General features: G+C 41.9%; 23 protein-coding genes. 20 read left to right on the top strand and 3 right to left on the bottom strand.

Annotated elements, in window-relative coordinates; all coding sequences use genetic code 11:
• Positions 1-39: 39 nt before the first annotated feature.
• On the bottom strand, positions 40-1,233 hold the full coding sequence (coaBC, locus tag QL229_RS13585) for a bifunctional phosphopantothenoylcysteine decarboxylase/phosphopantothenate--cysteine ligase CoaBC (protein ID WP_281547068.1): 1,194 nt from the start codon (positions 1,231-1,233) through the stop codon (positions 40-42).
• 152 nt (positions 1,234-1,385) lie between these two features.
• On the opposite strand from coaBC, the gene radC reads away from it, so the two are divergent.
• The 17 genes from radC (at position 1,386) to alr (ending at position 12,985) form a co-directional block, all read left to right on the top strand.
• A complete protein-coding gene (radC, locus tag QL229_RS13580; RefSeq protein WP_135926190.1) occupies positions 1,386-2,060 on the top strand; it encodes a DNA repair protein RadC in 675 nt (224 codons plus the stop codon).
• A gap of 273 nt (positions 2,061-2,333) precedes the next feature.
• Positions 2,334-2,570, top strand: coding sequence for a 50S ribosomal protein L28 (gene rpmB / locus QL229_RS13575; protein WP_036973115.1), 237 nt, complete (start codon positions 2,334-2,336; stop codon positions 2,568-2,570).
• An 11-nt stretch (positions 2,571-2,581) separates the two neighbouring features.
• Complete coding sequence (rpmG, locus tag QL229_RS13570) at positions 2,582-2,737, top strand: 50S ribosomal protein L33 (RefSeq protein ID WP_022946036.1); 156 nt, start codon at positions 2,582-2,584, stop codon at positions 2,735-2,737.
• A gap of 228 nt (positions 2,738-2,965) precedes the next feature.
• Positions 2,966-3,307 (top strand): 30S ribosomal protein S6, encoded by a 342-nt coding sequence (gene rpsF, locus QL229_RS13565; RefSeq protein ID WP_135926189.1) that lies wholly within the window; start codon positions 2,966-2,968, stop codon positions 3,305-3,307.
• A 67-nt stretch (positions 3,308-3,374) separates the two neighbouring features.
• Positions 3,375-3,677, top strand: coding sequence for a primosomal replication protein N (gene priB, locus QL229_RS13560; RefSeq protein WP_135926322.1), 303 nt, complete (start codon positions 3,375-3,377; stop codon positions 3,675-3,677).
• A gap of 12 nt (positions 3,678-3,689) precedes the next feature.
• On the top strand, positions 3,690-3,917 hold the full coding sequence (gene rpsR, locus QL229_RS13555) for a 30S ribosomal protein S18 (RefSeq protein WP_002962753.1): 228 nt from the start codon (positions 3,690-3,692) through the stop codon (positions 3,915-3,917).
• 35 nt (positions 3,918-3,952) lie between these two features.
• Positions 3,953-4,405, top strand: a complete 453-nt coding sequence (gene rplI, locus QL229_RS13550) for a 50S ribosomal protein L9 (protein WP_135926188.1) — start codon at positions 3,953-3,955, stop codon at positions 4,403-4,405.
• 340 nt (positions 4,406-4,745) lie between these two features.
• Positions 4,746-5,177, top strand: coding sequence for a type IV pilin protein (locus tag QL229_RS13545; protein ID WP_206769175.1), 432 nt, complete (start codon positions 4,746-4,748; stop codon positions 5,175-5,177).
• 5 nt (positions 5,178-5,182) lie between these two features.
• The gene (locus QL229_RS13540; protein ID WP_135926187.1) at positions 5,183-5,635 is read left to right on the top strand and encodes a GspH/FimT family pseudopilin; all 453 of its coding nucleotides are present in this window, start codon (positions 5,183-5,185) and stop codon (positions 5,633-5,635) included.
• Complete coding sequence (locus tag QL229_RS13535; protein ID WP_135926186.1) at positions 5,632-6,030, top strand: prepilin-type N-terminal cleavage/methylation domain-containing protein; 399 nt, start codon at positions 5,632-5,634, stop codon at positions 6,028-6,030. The genes QL229_RS13540 and QL229_RS13535 overlap by 4 nt, the downstream gene beginning before the upstream one ends.
• On the top strand, positions 6,030-6,554 hold the full coding sequence (locus tag QL229_RS13530; RefSeq protein ID WP_281547067.1) for a prepilin-type N-terminal cleavage/methylation domain-containing protein: 525 nt from the start codon (positions 6,030-6,032) through the stop codon (positions 6,552-6,554). Before QL229_RS13535 ends, QL229_RS13530 begins: the two co-directional genes overlap by 1 nt.
• Complete coding sequence (locus QL229_RS13525; protein ID WP_281547066.1) at positions 6,547-8,295, top strand: polymer-forming cytoskeletal protein; 1,749 nt, start codon at positions 6,547-6,549, stop codon at positions 8,293-8,295. The genes QL229_RS13530 and QL229_RS13525 overlap by 8 nt, the downstream gene beginning before the upstream one ends.
• A 143-nt stretch (positions 8,296-8,438) precedes the next feature.
• The gene (locus QL229_RS13520) at positions 8,439-8,990 is read left to right on the top strand and encodes a sigma-70 family RNA polymerase sigma factor (RefSeq protein ID WP_281547065.1); all 552 of its coding nucleotides are present in this window, start codon (positions 8,439-8,441) and stop codon (positions 8,988-8,990) included.
• Positions 8,977-9,462 (top strand): hypothetical protein, encoded by a 486-nt coding sequence (locus QL229_RS13515; RefSeq protein ID WP_138557045.1) that lies wholly within the window; start codon positions 8,977-8,979, stop codon positions 9,460-9,462. The genes QL229_RS13520 and QL229_RS13515 overlap by 14 nt, the downstream gene beginning before the upstream one ends.
• An 11-nt stretch (positions 9,463-9,473) precedes the next feature.
• Positions 9,474-10,415 (top strand): DUF4097 family beta strand repeat-containing protein, encoded by a 942-nt coding sequence (locus QL229_RS13510; RefSeq protein WP_281547064.1) that lies wholly within the window; start codon positions 9,474-9,476, stop codon positions 10,413-10,415.
• Positions 10,416-10,526: 111 nt separating this feature from the next.
• Positions 10,527-11,906 carry a replicative DNA helicase gene (gene dnaB, locus QL229_RS13505; protein ID WP_135926180.1) on the top strand — a complete coding sequence of 460 codons (1,380 nt, stop codon included), beginning with the start codon at positions 10,527-10,529 and terminating at the stop codon, positions 11,904-11,906.
• Positions 11,906-12,985 (top strand): alanine racemase, encoded by a 1,080-nt coding sequence (gene alr, locus QL229_RS13500; RefSeq protein ID WP_235382221.1) that lies wholly within the window; start codon positions 11,906-11,908, stop codon positions 12,983-12,985. Before dnaB ends, alr begins: the two co-directional genes overlap by 1 nt.
• On the opposite strand, the gene QL229_RS13495 is transcribed toward alr, so the two are convergent.
• Entirely contained in the window at positions 12,986-13,225 is a 240-nt protein-coding gene (locus tag QL229_RS13495) for a DUF2960 domain-containing protein (protein ID WP_281547063.1), read from the bottom strand.
• Positions 13,226-13,339: 114 nt separating this feature from the next.
• Here QL229_RS13495 and QL229_RS13490 point away from each other — a divergent pair, with 114 nt between their 5' ends.
• From QL229_RS13490 to QL229_RS13480, 3 genes are read left to right on the top strand one after another with little or no spacing between them, the layout of a single operon-like run.
• Positions 13,340-13,597, top strand: coding sequence for a YkoF family thiamine/hydroxymethylpyrimidine-binding protein (locus tag QL229_RS13490; protein WP_054563401.1), 258 nt, complete (start codon positions 13,340-13,342; stop codon positions 13,595-13,597).
• 20 nt (positions 13,598-13,617) lie between these two features.
• Positions 13,618-14,241: a nicotinamide riboside transporter PnuC gene (pnuC, locus tag QL229_RS13485; RefSeq protein WP_135926178.1), complete on the top strand. Its 624-nt coding sequence runs from the start codon at positions 13,618-13,620 to the stop codon at positions 14,239-14,241.
• On the top strand, positions 14,242-15,048 hold the full coding sequence (locus QL229_RS13480; protein ID WP_135926177.1) for a phosphotransferase: 807 nt from the start codon (positions 14,242-14,244) through the stop codon (positions 15,046-15,048). It abuts the gene before it with no gap.
• Here QL229_RS13480 and QL229_RS13475 read toward each other — a convergent pair.
• Entirely contained in the window at positions 15,045-15,227 is a 183-nt protein-coding gene (locus tag QL229_RS13475; protein ID WP_054563404.1) for a helix-turn-helix domain-containing protein, read from the bottom strand. The two genes, QL229_RS13480 and QL229_RS13475, sit on opposite strands and share 4 nt — an antisense overlap.
• Positions 15,228-15,317: the final 90 nt, after the last annotated feature.

Here is a 15,317-nt window from a genome sequence, read left to right as displayed (position 1 = left end):
GCTTATGTTAATGTTTTATTCAGTTTCTTTCCAGCATTTTTACAAACGCTTGGCAAGCTCAGTCATCACGCTCATGGCCAAATCTTTTTTACTTCCCATCGCTAAATCTAGCTGCTCATTGTGCCAGAAAAGTGTTAAAGCATTATGATCAGAGTTAAAGCCAAGGCCTTCTTTTGATACGTCATTTGCGCAGATCATATCGAGATTTTTGTTCTTTAATTTACCTTGAGCATAGCTTGCAACATCTTGGGTTTCGGCGGCAAAGCCCACGGTATAAGGACGGTTTTTGCTAAGCGCTGCAACGTTTGCGATAACATCTGGGTTTTTAACTAAGGTGAGGGTTAGTTCATCACCTTGTTTTTTCATTTTTTGCTCATGAATTGCTGCTGCACGGTAATCGGCTACTGCTGCACAGCCTATAAAGGCATCTGATTGTACGGCTAGTTGCATTGAGGCGGTGAGTAATTGCTCTGCACTTTCTATATTAGTAAGCAGGGCATTAGCAGGTGCTTTAATTGTCACTGGGCCAGAAATTAAGTTGACCTTTGCACCTAAAGCAAGTGCAGCCTCGGCAAGGGCATAACCCATTTTGCCAGAGCTGTGATTAGAAATATAACGAACTGGGTCGAGGGCTTCTCGGGTTGGTCCTGCTGTTATAGTAATGGTTTTGCCGGCAAGTAATGGCTCTACTTCAGGTTGTGTACAAAGCGTGACTAACTCATGAGGCTCTAACATACGGCCTGCGCCTACATCACCACAAGCCTGCTCGCCTTTACCTGGGCCCCAAATAGCCACGCCGCGTTCGCGAAGTGTGGCAATATTTGCTTGTGTAGCAGGATGGGCATACATTTGCTGGTTCATGGCAGGTGCTACAGCCACTTTTGCAGGGGTGGCTAATAGAAGTGTTGTCAGTAAATCATCGGCAATACCCATTGCCATTTTCGCTAAAATATTACTGGTTGCAGGGGCAACTAAAATAAGGTCGGCCCATTTAGCAAACTCAATATGGCCCATTGCTGCTTCTGCTGCTGGGTCGAGTAATGAATCAGAAACAATTTCACCGCTTACCGCTTGCATTGTTAAAGGAGTAATAAAGTGTTTTGCCGAGTCGGTCATGACGACTTTAACTTCGCAGCCTTGATCTTTTAAACGGCGGACAAGCTCTGCACATTTATAGGCTGCAATACCACCACTCATACCTAGCAGGATTTTTTTATTTACTGATTTAGTCATTACGTGAAATTTAACTTTTGTCGATATGGGCTAACGATAGCAAATCTTTACCGATAGCATGAAGTTTTCTTTTTCATGACAGGAAAAAACTGGATTTTCTAGGTTTTATAGTACAGTTTAGTCATTGATATAGTTGTTTTAAGGATGAAGCAATGCCATTAACCGATTTACCTCTTTCAGCAAGGCCTCGCGAGAAGCTACTTGCTAAAGGTGCTAAAGCACTTTCAGATGCAGAGCTATTAGCAATATTTTTACGCACAGGCGTGCCGGGCATGAATGCTATTGAGCTTGCAGAGCATTTACTCAGTATAAATAGTACATTGCAAAACTTGTTTAACGCGAGCGAACAAGAATTCTGCGCACAAAAGGGCTTAGGGGCGGCTAAGTATGTTCAGTTGCAAGCGGTACTTGAATTAAGCCGGCGCTATATGCTTGAGCAATGTAAACGCGAGGCACTATTTAATTCGCCACAAGCTGTGTACGACTACTTAACTATTCAGTTGCGTGGTTTGCAGCAAGAAGTATTTATGGTGCTGTATTTAGATAATCAAAATCAATTAATTAAAGACGAAGTGCTTTTTTACGGCACTATTAATGCAGCTTCTGTGTACCCACGCGAAGTCGTTAAAGCAGCATTACGTAATAATGCCGCGGCGCTGATTCTTGCCCATAACCACCCAAGTGGAGTGGCTGAGCCAAGTCAGGCTGATAAATTGATCACCACGAAATTGCAGCAAGCGTTAGCCTTAGTTGATATAAATGTGCTGGATCACATCATAGTGGGAGGTGAAAATTGTGTGTCGTTTGCCGAAAGAGGGCTTATATAAAGCTTGTTAGGCTAGAGAGTGTGTTAAAAATGAGCAGTTTAGGGCGATTTTAGAAATTAGTTTAATTTAAATGCAGTTTTTACTTTCCCTAAGGGCATTCGATCTTTATAATTAGCCGCTATCAAATTTACACATGAGCTGATTGGATAAGATCTGTTACTTGATCTTTGCCTGTATAAGCTGTATAAAGAGCGCCCTTCGATTTATCCCGGGGCACAAATACTGGCCTAAGGGAAAATTAAGCTCGAGCGAAGTTATTGGAGATATATAGACATGTCTAAAGTATGTCAAGTTACAGGTAAGCGTCCAGCGGTTGGTAACCACCGTTCACACGCGAGAAACGCGACTAAACGTCGTTTCCTACCTAACCTACAAACTCACCGTTTTTGGGTTGAAAGTGAAAAACGTTTTGTAACACTACGCACTACTACTAAAGGTATGCGTATTATCGATAAAAAAGGCATCGACGCGGTTCTTACAGAAATCCGTGCTCGTGGCGAAAAAGTTTAAGGAACTGAATCATGCGCGATAAGATCCGTTTAGTTTCAACTGCTGGTACTGGTTTTTTCTACACTACCGACAAGAACAAGCGTAACATGCCTGAAAAAATGGAAATCAAAAAATACGATCCTAAAGCTCGTAAACACGTGATTTTCAAAGAAGCTAAAATCAAGTAATTTTAGTTTTCAGAATCTCAAAAACCCAGCCTCGGCTGGGTTTTTTGTTTTTAGCGCTTAGAAAATCTTATTAGAGCACAATAATCTAGCTTGGCTTGCTGTTTTATCTTGCTTAATTATCAATCTAAGCGTAAAATGCGCGCTCATTTCGGCTTATTAAATTTAATTCCTTGCCTTAAACCGACTGGCCGAAACGGTAGAAGGCTCTATTAACCGTAAGGAATATCCATGCGTCATTACGAAATCGTATTCATGGTTCACCCTGATCAGAGTGAGCAAGTAGCTGGTATGATCGAACGTTATACTGGTTCTATCACTGAAGCTGGTGGTACTATCCACCGTCTTGAAGACTGGGGCCGTCGTCAATTGGCTTACCCAATCGACAAGCTTCACAAAGCTCATTATGTTCTTATGAACGTTGAAGCACCTACTGAAGTAATCAGCGAGCTAGAAACTACTTTCCGCTACAACGATGCAGTGCTTCGTAACTTAGTTATGCGTACTAAAGACGCTGTAACTGAAGCATCTCCTCTTGCGAAAGAAGAGAAGAAAGAAGCACCAGCTGCTTAATCGTTTTGAGTTCAAGCATGGCGCTTGCAGTTGAGACAAAAAGATGAGCCAACCGCTTAATCCTTATATGAATCAGCTGACACTATCTGGGGTTGTATGTAAAACCCCAAAATATAGTCAAAGCCCTGCTGGTATACCGCATTGTATTTTTGTTCTTGAACATAAATCGATGCAAGTTGAAGCAGACCTTAACCGTAATAGTTATGTCAGGCTTCAAGTTGTTGCCAGCGGCACGCCATTGCAACAACAGACTCAACAATTGCACGTTGGGCACCAAGTGCAGGTGACGGGGTTTTTAAACCGTCACGAAGGTCGAAACGGCTTAAGCCAATTGGTCTTGCATGCTCAACATATAGAAAGAATTTTTTGAGGAATTATACTCATGGCACGTTATTTCAGACGTCGTAAGTTCTGCCGCTTTAAAGCGGAAGGCGTACAACAAATCGATTATAAAGATCTAGCTACTCTTAGAAACTATGTTACAGAAAGTGGCAAAATCGTACCTAGCCGTATCACAGGTACTAGCGCTAAATATCAGCGTCAGCTAGCAACTGCTATCAAGCGTGCTCGCTACTTAGCCCTTCTTCCATACACTGACTTACATAAGTAAGCAGCGGATTAACAGTTTTTAAAAGGTGTAGAGACATGCAAGTTATTCTACTAGACAAGATCGCAAACCTAGGTGGCCTAGGTGACCAGGTTGTAGTTAAATCTGGCTTCGCACGTAACTTCCTTTTCCCAAAAGGTAAGGCAGTTCCTGCAACTAAAGCTAACATCGAAACTTTCGAAGCACGTCGTGCTGATTTAGAAGCTAAGATCGCTGAAGATCTAGCTGCTGCTCAAGCTCGCGCTGACAAGTTAGAAGCATTAGCTGAAGTTACACTAGTTTCTAAAGCTGGTGACGAAGGCAAGTTATTCGGTTCTATCGGTACTCGCGACATCGCTGAAGCTATTTCAGCTGTTGGCGTTGAAGTTGCTAAATCAGAAGTTCGTTTACCTCTAGGTACTATCCGTGAGACTGGCGAATTTGACGTAGCAATCGCAGTACACTCAGACGTAACGGCTACTATCAAAGTAATCGTTATCGCTGAAGCTTAATAGCAATATTAAGTAAAAAAGGCCGCGCTTAGGTGCGGCTTTTTTGTGCCTGAAATTTGAGTAATAGCCACTTTCTGAATTAGCCTTAAACACGCTTAATTGTAGCGTTTTGTACCGCTATCAACTCATAGCTTTACGGTAAATAGTATTAGTTTTCATATTTTAAACACATAATAGATAATCCTATAATCTTACCTATTTTACAAACAAGCATTCTTTTTTCTTAATTTTATTCTTCTTATTAGTATAATCGGATGAATAAAGGTAAATTGGTTAAAATTGACACTGACAACGCTGTCATTTATATTGTTTTAACAAAAAAGTATTAGAGGTATTAAGATTGTTAAATGCGCTCGTGTTAAGTGGACAAGGTAAGCAACGTGGTTTTACATTAGTTGAATTACTTATTGTTGTAGCAATTATAGGTATTCTCTACAGTGTGGCATTACCCGCTTATACTGAGCATATGCAGCGCAGCCGACGTGCTGATATTCAACAAGAATTACTTCAATATAGTGCAAGTCTTGAGCGTATCTATTCGCGAAATGGTGGATATCCCAATACATTCACAACGCAAGATACTAGCTATTACTCTTTTACTTATACTGCCACCGATAAAGCTGCTGGTGCAGTGAGTGATTTTAAAAACCGTGGCTACAGTTTAAAAGCAACACCTAATACGGGATCTGCACAAGCGGGCGATCGCTGTGGTGAGCTTGTCGTTAACCATGATGGTAGTTACAGCGCGACAGCCAATGATTGTTGGGAGTAACTAAGTTGCGTCGTTTAGTTGGTTTTACCCTAGTTGAATTATTAGTGGTGCTCGGTGTTATTGGGATTTTGGCAAGTCTTGCATTGCCATCTTTTAGCCAGCAGATTTTGCAAGATCGCGTCATTACTACCGCAAATCAACTCAACAACGTTTACAAATATGCGCGCAGTGAAGCTGTAAAACGCGATAAGTCGATTCGATTAGTTGTGAGTGATAACCGCTGGGAAGTGACTTTAAATGAAGCCGGTGTTGATACTATTTTAAAAGCATTTTCTGTGACAAAAGCTGGCGTTAGCGTCAATTTGGTCTCATTAACGGTGAGTGCCAGTGGTGAGGTTGATAGACAAGCAAGTATTCGTATTCAAGATGAGCATGTTAACACCACAGACTATGTGATGTGTGTACTTAAAAGTGGGCAAAATTGGTTAGTTGAAAGTTCACAGCGAGGGTGTGCATGAAGAAACAAGCAGGTTTTTCATTACTAGAGGTCATGATTTCTGTTGTTATTGCTGGGATAGCGTTATTGGGTTTAGCTGCAGCGCAGTTGAAGTCTTTACAGTATGCGACCAATAGTTTTCATTATACGGTGTCACTTATTCAAGGCCAAAACACAATTGAGCGTTTATGGCCGCATGTGTGTGAAATTCAAAAAACCGATCCCGCTTTGTTTCAGGATGCCACTTTTAGAGAAAGCCTTAAGCCACAAGTAAACGACTATCAACTGACGATTCCGGCTTCTTACAGTAACGATATGCAAATAAATGTTGGCTGGGTTGATAAACGTATGACTGATAACGCCGAAAACCAAATTAGTTTAAACGCCAGTTTTCCCGATTTATCGGCGGCTTGCTAATGATGAAGCGTGGTAAGGGTTTTAGTTTAGTTGAGCTGATGGTTGCACTTGCAGCTGGGGCATTTTTACTTGCAGGCGTGAGTTTATCTTATTCGGCTATTAAAAGTACGATTGCGGTAAGTAAAGAACTTGAAAACGCCCAAGAAGTGATTCGCTTCACAAGTAAAGTGTTCACCCGAAGTATAAAACAAACGCAATTAACGCCAATCGTTAGTGCAGATAACAGCACGATCACAATTACGCAGCCAAGTGGCGTTATTGCCTGTGACGGCTCTATTACCACGTCTCAAGTGACAGAAATCTATCGTTTAAATGGCAACGACTTATTATGCTCGTTAAATGGAGCGGTTGCCGAACGCTTACTAACTGGTATTGAAGCAATATCGTTTAGTTTATCCGGTGACTTGGTCACGATAAGTGTCAAACCACGGGATTTACCAACTCAATTTGGTCAAGGTATCAACATCGATATTGCCTTAACGAATGCAATTTTACTCAAAGCATATGGGAATAGTCGTGTTTAATAAACAAGCTGGTTTTACGCTTTTTACGGTTCTTATTTTAACCAGCATGGCGAGTATTGTGGTGCTGAGTTCATTACGTGAAACAATTGTACAAGAGCGCTTAAGTGGTAATTTTCAGAAAAAACTAAACAGTCGTTTACTAGCCGAAAAAGGCGTTTTTGAACAAGCTAAGTTATTGCAGCAAACTATTAATCGAGAAGGTATTCTCGCGGTTGATGAGTTGATCAATAAAACAAGTGATGCCTCAGGAGTGGGCGTTATCGCTGCTGATGCCACGTTTAATGCCAGTGTAAGTAAAAATGCCGATGGTGAACTAGAAATTGCCAGTTTAGGTCAGCGTTTTGAGGGAGATGCACAAAGTAATCTAGTTGCACGCTTTGCACTGCAAGGAGCTAAAGGAAGCTCTGTATTTACTAATGCGATGGTGGGTTGTAAAGGAGTTAACTTATCGGGGAGTGGCAGTATTGATAGCTACGACTCTAGCAAAGGTAGCTATGAAGAAACAAAATCGAATGATGGCGATGTATCGACCATTGCTGGTGATTCGGATGTTGTGCTGTCTGGTCATTCACCTATAAGAGGTGATGTTAAGGCTACAGGGGTTATCTACTTAAATGGTTCATCACCGATTATAGGTAATATTCATTCAAATACCGGGGTGTATATTTCACCAGGTAGTGGTTTACGTGTTGACGGTAACGTCTACACGGGTGGGTATTATACCCATCGTGGTGGCACTGTGTCAGGTGTTGTTAGAGCTAATGGCGATGCCAAAATGCAGTGGTCGACGTTTATTACAAATAACCAAGGTGAAGCGCTGGATATTATGTATGGTGGAACTGGTGACTTTAAAGATACCTATAATAATCAGCAAAATGGTGTTCATTACAGTGATAGTAAGTTTAATGTAAACCCAAATGTTGCACCTGTTACCGTTGCAGATCCTAGTGCACCAGATTACGATCCGAGCAACCCAGACACCAACTGTGATCCTCTTATACTTCCAGAGAAAATGGTCGATATTATCGATGAAGTTACTGACTATGATGCTGTTTCGATTGGGCCAACACAGCAATTCAAGCTGAACACTCAAAAAGGTTTTTTTAGTCAAAATGGTCGACAAATTATCTTTCCGACGTTTGCGGATATTTTCTTGTTTGATTCAAATCCACAAACAAAAACAAGCGGTAGTAATAGTAAGGAATCTATATTTGCACTAGACCGATTAAAAATGACCAGTGACGGCAAAATGGAGGTCTCTGGTGGTGATGTTATTTTATTGGTTGATGGTGACTTCTCAATGGAAGGCGACACGACTCTTACAATAAAGAAAGACAGCAGTTTAACCGTGTTAATCACTGGCAAAGTGAGCATTGGTGCGGGAGCAAAAGTAATCACTGAACAAGAAGGATTAACCAGCAGTGGTCATCCTTCACTGTCATTTTATTCAACATTTAATGGCATCAATGGAGTGCAATTTAGTGGAGCTGCAAATTTATATGCTGCGATATATGCGCCCCTCACAACGGTAAAATTATCTGGTAGTGGTGAGCTATTTGGTAGCGTTCGTGGCTCAAGTATCACGGCAACAGGGGGCAGTGGTGCCCATTACGATGCAAGTTTGTTGCAGGTTAAAAATGGCACGACACCGTCATCTCCAGCTCGTATTGTGTTTTTAGGTTGGCGCTACAAAACCGCAGAAACAAGCGAAGACGAAAGCGACGCATCACCTGCAGAATAACGCAAATCCCCCAAATAAAATTGTGTAAGCTCAATTATTTGTAGCTTACACAAAAAAATTTAATTTCATTTAAACCTTTTGAATCCCCCCTTACGTCTAATACACTAAATTCACAATAATAATCATAAAGGACAACATCCAGGATGTTGATAGATGCAGAACAAGCGTTCGTCCAGCAAAGTGAGCATGCCTTGATCGAGCGGGTTAAAAGCGGTGATCAAGCTGCCTATGCAACACTTTATGAGTTGCATGTGAAGCGAGTATATAGCCTTTGTTTACGATTGCTTGCAGATAAAGAGCACGCAGAAGATGCCACGCAAGAAGTGTTTGTACAGCTTTGGCATAAAATTGCTAACTTCGATGGACGCTCACAGTTTTCGACTTGGTTACATAGTGTTACCAGCAATATTGCGATTAGCTACATTCGCAAACACAAGAGTTGGCTGCAAAAAGTCGTGAGTTTTGAACAAAGTGGTATGGATGAGCAAAGCGCTGCAGATTGCGACGGCTTTAACGGCCTCGATAAGTTGGTGCTGAGATTACCTGAACGAGCACGTATGGTCTTTGTGCTGCACGCCATTGAAGGCTATCGCCATGAAGAAATAGCGAAAATGCTAAACATGGCAGTTGGTTCAAGTAAGTCGCAATTTCACCGTGCAAGGCAGTTATTAAAAGAGTGGTATGAAAATGAGTAAGCAAGAATTTGAACAATTTTTAAATGACTCGCTTAACCAGAAGCAAGATATTAGCCCAGATAAAGATCTCTGGCCGGGTATTGAGCGAGCAATTGCAGAGCCGCAAACGCAGCAAATTGAGAAACCAACTCATGGCTGGAATAAGCTCGCGGCTGTGGCTGCTTGTTGTATTGCTGCACTGTTGACCGTACAGCTTTTTGTCGGTCAAGGTGAATCAAATAGCATGATGGCAATGAGTGATTATTTCACTAAGCAAAAGCAAGGTTTATTGGTGCAGTATCAAAATCAACCTGCATTAACCGATAATTGGCAGCAACAGCTTAAAGAGTTAGAAGAAGCAGAAAGCGCCATCAAGCAAGCACTTGAGAATGAACCTGAAAATCCAGCTTTATTACAAATGCTCTCGCAGGTTTATCAGCAGCAACTGGACTTAATTAACAAGGTGCATGCACCGAAGTGGCAAACGATTTAGGAGTGACAATTATGAAATTACTAGCTTTAACATTAGGATTATTGCCACTGATGGCAATGGCAGGACAAACCATTAACGAACAAATTGATGTGCCTGTAAATAAACGTATTTTTATTGAAAATCAACGGGGTGATGTACGCATTGAAGGCTGGGATAAGCCTCAACTTAAAATCGAAGGTGAGCTTGATGATAAAGCCGAAGGTTATCGTTTAGATGTGGAAGGCAGCCGTGTTGAATTTATCGTCAAAATGCCGCGTAATTTAGGTGGCTGGAATAGCGGTGACGGTTCTCGATTAACCATTTACATGCCAAAAAGCAGTGAGCTTGAGTTTGCCGGTGTGAATGTAACCGTCAGTGCTAAAGAGCTTGAAGCAGGCGCTGAAATCGATACCGTAAACGGCGACATTACAGTGCAAAAAATTAGCGGCAACATGAGCTTTGAAACAGTCAATGGCGATGTAAATGCCCATGATCTTAACGGTGATATTCGCTTTGAAACAGTCAATGGTGAAATCAACGATAAAAACTCACAGGGTTCCTTACGCTTTACTGCAGTTAATGGTGATATAAAATCAAAAACAAAAGCGCAAGATGTTCGCCTTGAGAACGTAAATGGTGATATTGACTTTGCCTTTGATGCAATTAAAAAGCTACGCATAAACACGGTAAACGGTGAAGCGGAAGTTCACATCAACAAGCTGCTAGCAGATGCCAATATTCGTTTTGAATCAGTCAGTGGTGACGCCGAGTTTTACTTCCCTGCAGATGTATCGGCAAAGTTTGAAATTGAAGCTCATGCAAACGGTAAAATCGTTAATGAGCTGAGTGATGACAGAGCAACGAAGGCTAAATACGGCCCATCTAGCGACTTAGAATTTAGTATTAACGGTGGCGATGCTGATATCGAAATGGATACGATTAGCGGACGCATTGAACTTCGTAAACAGAAATAACGATTACAGTTCACTCAATTACAATAAAGCGGGAAGTTTTCCCGCTTTACTATTTGCACAGCCTTAGCAAGTCGATAGAATAGAGCCATTCAATTTAAGTTTTGTGAAGTTATGGCCAAACCTGATAAGCAAGTCGACACGTTAAAAGTTCCTCCCCATTCAATTGAAGCTGAGCAATCTGTTTTAGGTGGTTTAATGCTTGATAATCAAGCGTTTGACCGTGTTGCTGAGTTAGTGGTTGCACAGGATTTTTATACCCGCACCCACAAGCTAATTTTTGAAGCAATGGTGAGCCTTGCTGAAAGTGGCGATCCTATCGATTTGATCACTATTTCTGAAAGCTTAGAAAAAAATAATCAGTTAAGTAGTGTCGGTGGTTTTGCCTACCTTGCCGAAATTGCCAAAAACACGCCAAGTGCAGCGAACATTGATGCTTACGCGAATATTGTTCGTGAACGTGCTGTTATCCGTGAAATGATTGGTGTTGCGAACGAAATTGCCGAAGCTGGCTTTAGCCCTGAAGGGCGTACCAGCCATGATTTGCTCGACTTTGCCGAAAGTAAAGTATTTAAAATTGCAGAGCAACGCACAAAAAGTACTGAAGGGCCGCAAAGCTTACATAGCATCTTAGAAAAAACCGTCGATAAGATTGAAGAGCTTTATCAGTCGCCGCAAGATGGTGTAACCGGTGTAAGTACAGGTTATACCGACCTTGATAAAATGACGGCAGGTATGCAGCCTTCTGACCTTATCATCGTGGCGGCACGTCCATCGATGGGTAAAACCACCTTCGCGATGAACTTAGCCGAACACGCAGCTATGACACAAGATAAGCCTGTGCTTATTTACTCACTAGAGATGCCTTCAGAGCAAATCATGATGAGGATGCTGGCATCGCTAGGTCGCATTAACCAAACTAAGGTGCGTACTGGTCAGCTTGATGATGATGACTGGGCGCGCCTGTCGTCAACCATGGGCTTGTTGATGGAAAAAGGTAAGATGTATGTTGATGATGCATCGGGCCTAACACCCACAGATGTACGCTCGCGTGCACGTCGTATTGCCCGCGACCATGGCGGTATTAGTATGATCATGGTCGACTATTTACAGTTAATGCGTGTACCAAGCTTATCTGATAACCGTACCTTAGAGATTGCTGAAATATCTCGTTCATTAAAAGCACTGGCAAAAGAACTGCAATGTCCGGTTATTGCATTATCACAGCTAAACCGTACTCTAGAGCAACGTGCCGATAAACGCCCAATCAACTCCGACTTACGTGAATCAGGCTCGATCGAGCAGGATGCCGACTTAATCATGTTTATTTACCGTGATGAAGTGTATAACGAAGACAGTGCTGAAAAAGGCGTGGCCGAAATCATCATTGGTAAGCAGCGTAACGGCCCAATCGGTAAAGTACGTTTAACGTTCCAAGGTCAATTCTCGCGTTTTGATAACTACGCGGGTCCAGCTATGGATGACGAATACTAATGCGCTTAGCCATTGCCGAAATCAACCTTCAAGCACTTGCCCATAATTTAGCGCAAGTGAAGCGCTTTGCGCCTGGTTGCAAAGTAATGGCGGTGCTAAAAGCCAACGCCTATGGTCATGGCTTAGTAAAAATTGCCCAATACTTAAATGATGCCGACGCTTTTGCGGTAGCACGAATTGACGAAGCGTTAGCGCTACGTGCCGGTGGACTGACAAAACCGATTGTATTGCTTGAAGGTTTTTTTCATCAAGACGATCTGCCAATTTTGCTGGCGAATAACTTTCAAACCATCATTCATGATGAGAATCAGCTCACCAGCCTTGAAAATGCAATGCTTGATGCACCGATTGCATGTTGGTTAAAAATTAACACCGGCATGCATCGCTTAGGGATTGCACCATCGCAATTTGAGTCTTTTTACAGTCGCTTAAAAGCAAGTCCTAATGCCCGTGATGACATTAAATTAATGACGCATTTTTCGTGTGCCGATGACATCAATGATGAAAAGACCGCTCAGCAAATTGCTTTGTTTGATTCATTAGCTGATGGCAAAAGCGAGCAGTATTGCCTTGCAAACTCAGCTGGCATTATTGCTTGGCCAAAAGGTCATGGCGAGTGGGTACGCCCGGGGTTGATGCTCTATGGCGTATCGCCAATGCTTAATGGTGTTGGTCAACAGCACGGGCTTGAACCTGTTATGCGTTTAACGACACGCGTTATTGCGATTCGTGATGTTGAGGCTAATCAATGTGTTGGCTATGGTGGCCGTTGGTGTAGTGATAAAGCCACTAAGCTTGCCGTAGTTGCGATGGGCTATGGTGATGGTTATCCGCGTCATGCCGAGCAGGGCACACCGGTTATTATTAAGTCGCAGCGCTATGGTATTGTCGGCAGTGTGGCGATGGATATGATCACGGTCGATATTGGTGATAACCACGACAATATCAAAGTAGGAGATGAGGTGATCATGTGGGGGCCTGAGCTTCCTGTTGAAGAGATTGCCCAGTGTGCGACCACCATTCCTTACGAGTTACTGTGTAATATCACCCCGCGAGTAAGCTACGAGTATCAAGAATAACTATTCTTTAATAAAATACACGTCGCTAAAGCCCATTCGTGCGAATTCTTGATCACGAAAATTACGCACTGCTGCAGAACCTTTTGAAGTCATTTCGACTTGCTGTTTCATCTTTAAATAATTCGTTAAATCAATGCCTTCAGCCGCAGCTATCGCATGATACATATCGCGGTATTTATCTTTAGCAAAATTGATTTCGCGCGGTTGGTTTTTAAATTTATAAGTGATGCGGCGTGCCATAATGAGTCCTCAATGTTTATCGGGGCTGATTTTACACTAAAAAATAGCCAGAGCCATGACTTGTTAGTATAAGCGAGTTACAATGCAATACTTTGAAAATACTCGGTAACGCATATGAAACTTTCAGTAGAGATCAGCAAGTATCCACTTCACCAAGATTATATTCCGTTTATTAAAGGTTTTATTGACCGTGTAAATAGTTATGAAGGTCTAAAAGTGATCACCAATACCTTATCGACACAGATTTTCGGTGATTATGATTTAGTGATGTCTGTACTTAATACTGAAATCAAACGTTCATATGAAGAGTTTGGTAAAGCTATTTTTGTTTGTAAGTTCTTACATGGTGACTTGTCGCCTAGCGAAGACTAATCTCTAAAGTAGCGCGTGTTATGGAATTTTTGAGCGAAACCTTCTCAGGCTTTACTGCCATGTCGCATTGGGAATACATTGCCGTTGCATTGTCGATGGCGTATTTACTGTTAGCGATTAAAGAAAGCCTATGGTGTTGGCCTGCCGCGTTTTTGAGCACCTTTATTTATACCGTGATGTACTGGAATGGCGCACTGTTGATGGAGTCGCTACTTAATTTTTACTACATGTATATGGCGGTATATGGTTGGGTAGTTTGGCGCCGGGGCATGAACAATAAAGATCATCTGCCAATAATTTCTTGGTCGTTGAAGCGCCATGCAGTGATTTTGCTTGCTACTTCATTAGCTTCAGTTGTTATTGGTTTTGTGATGACCAATTACACCCATGCTGATTTTGCTTATTTAGACAGTTTTACCACCTGTTTTGCTGTGGTGACAACCTACCTTGTTGCTAAGAAGGTACTGGAAAACTGGTTATACTGGATTGTGATTGATGCAGCTTCGATGTATTTGTACTTTGAAAAAGGTTATTACCCAACCTTAGTTCTTTTTGTGTTTTACACCATTATGGCAGCGTGGGGCTTTAAAACTTGGTACGAAGAATACGAGCAGCATCAGGCTAAGCCGCTTGCACAGCTATAGATGAAAACTGAGCAACAAATTCACGCGTTGTTTGCGCGTTTTGACCCCCATTTAATTATTACCTCAATCAGCCCGCTGGTTGAGGGATTAAGCAATGACAACTACTTAGTAAAAACCTCAAATAAAGATTTCTTGGTTAAGCATTATCGCGACCACTGGCCTGCAATTGGCCTTGCTGCGCAAACGCACTTTGCAAAGCAAAGCTGCTGTCCAGCACCGCTTTGGTTAGAGCAAGCAACCGATACCGCTATTTTTGAATACGTGGCAGGTAGCATTGCAAGCGGGGAGTTCTGTAGTAGCTTATTGCCTGATTTAGTGAATTTACATCGTTATCCTGTGCTAACTGAGCCTATGGATATTGCCTACGAAATTAACTATTACCAGCAAACACCCCGTTACCAGCAACACGCAGAGCTAATTAAGCAATCACTGGCTTATATTGCTTCAGCACCAAAAGATATGGGCTTTTGCCATAATGATTTAGTAAAAGAAAATATCATTGTGAATGAATCAGGTATGTTTTTGATCGACTTTGAATATGCCAAAAGTAACGATGTTTATTTTGACTTAGCGGCGCTGGTGGTGAGTTTTGCACTGAATGACGAGCAGCAACTAGCATTACTTAAAAGTTACCATGCGCTTGTGTGCGACCATCACGAGTTTAACTTATCAGTTGAAAAGCTCGCAGCGTTTCATGCACTGTTTTTACTTTTATGTATTTGCTGGTATGAACAACGTGGTGCTATGGACAAAGTGGCGCCACTGCTTACACAGCTTAACCACTTCATATTAAAAGTTAAAAACTAAAGACCGCCAATTCGCTCGGCAAGCTCTTTATATTTTTTTACATCTTCTGGATCAAACAAAGGCTCACCTTTGTCATCTTGTGATTTAGAGATCAGTAAATGTTCGCGAGCAAGGCGTTTTACACGTTCAACTTTGACACCTAAAAATTCCGCCACTTGCTCTGTAGACATTAAACTCATGATCAAATTCCCCTTATGCGGCAATGAATGCCACCTTGTTATTAATTTTACTAAGTATACGTTAATACCTTGGTTCTGCCCGAAAGTGAA

It is taken from the genome of Pseudoalteromonas sp. PAR1 (assembly GCF_947311895.1).
Classification (GTDB): Bacteria; Pseudomonadota; Gammaproteobacteria; order Enterobacterales; family Alteromonadaceae; genus Pseudoalteromonas; species Pseudoalteromonas lipolytica_C.
Note: the sequence above shows the minus strand (reverse complement) of the source record. Positions and strands in the feature narration are given on the sequence as shown.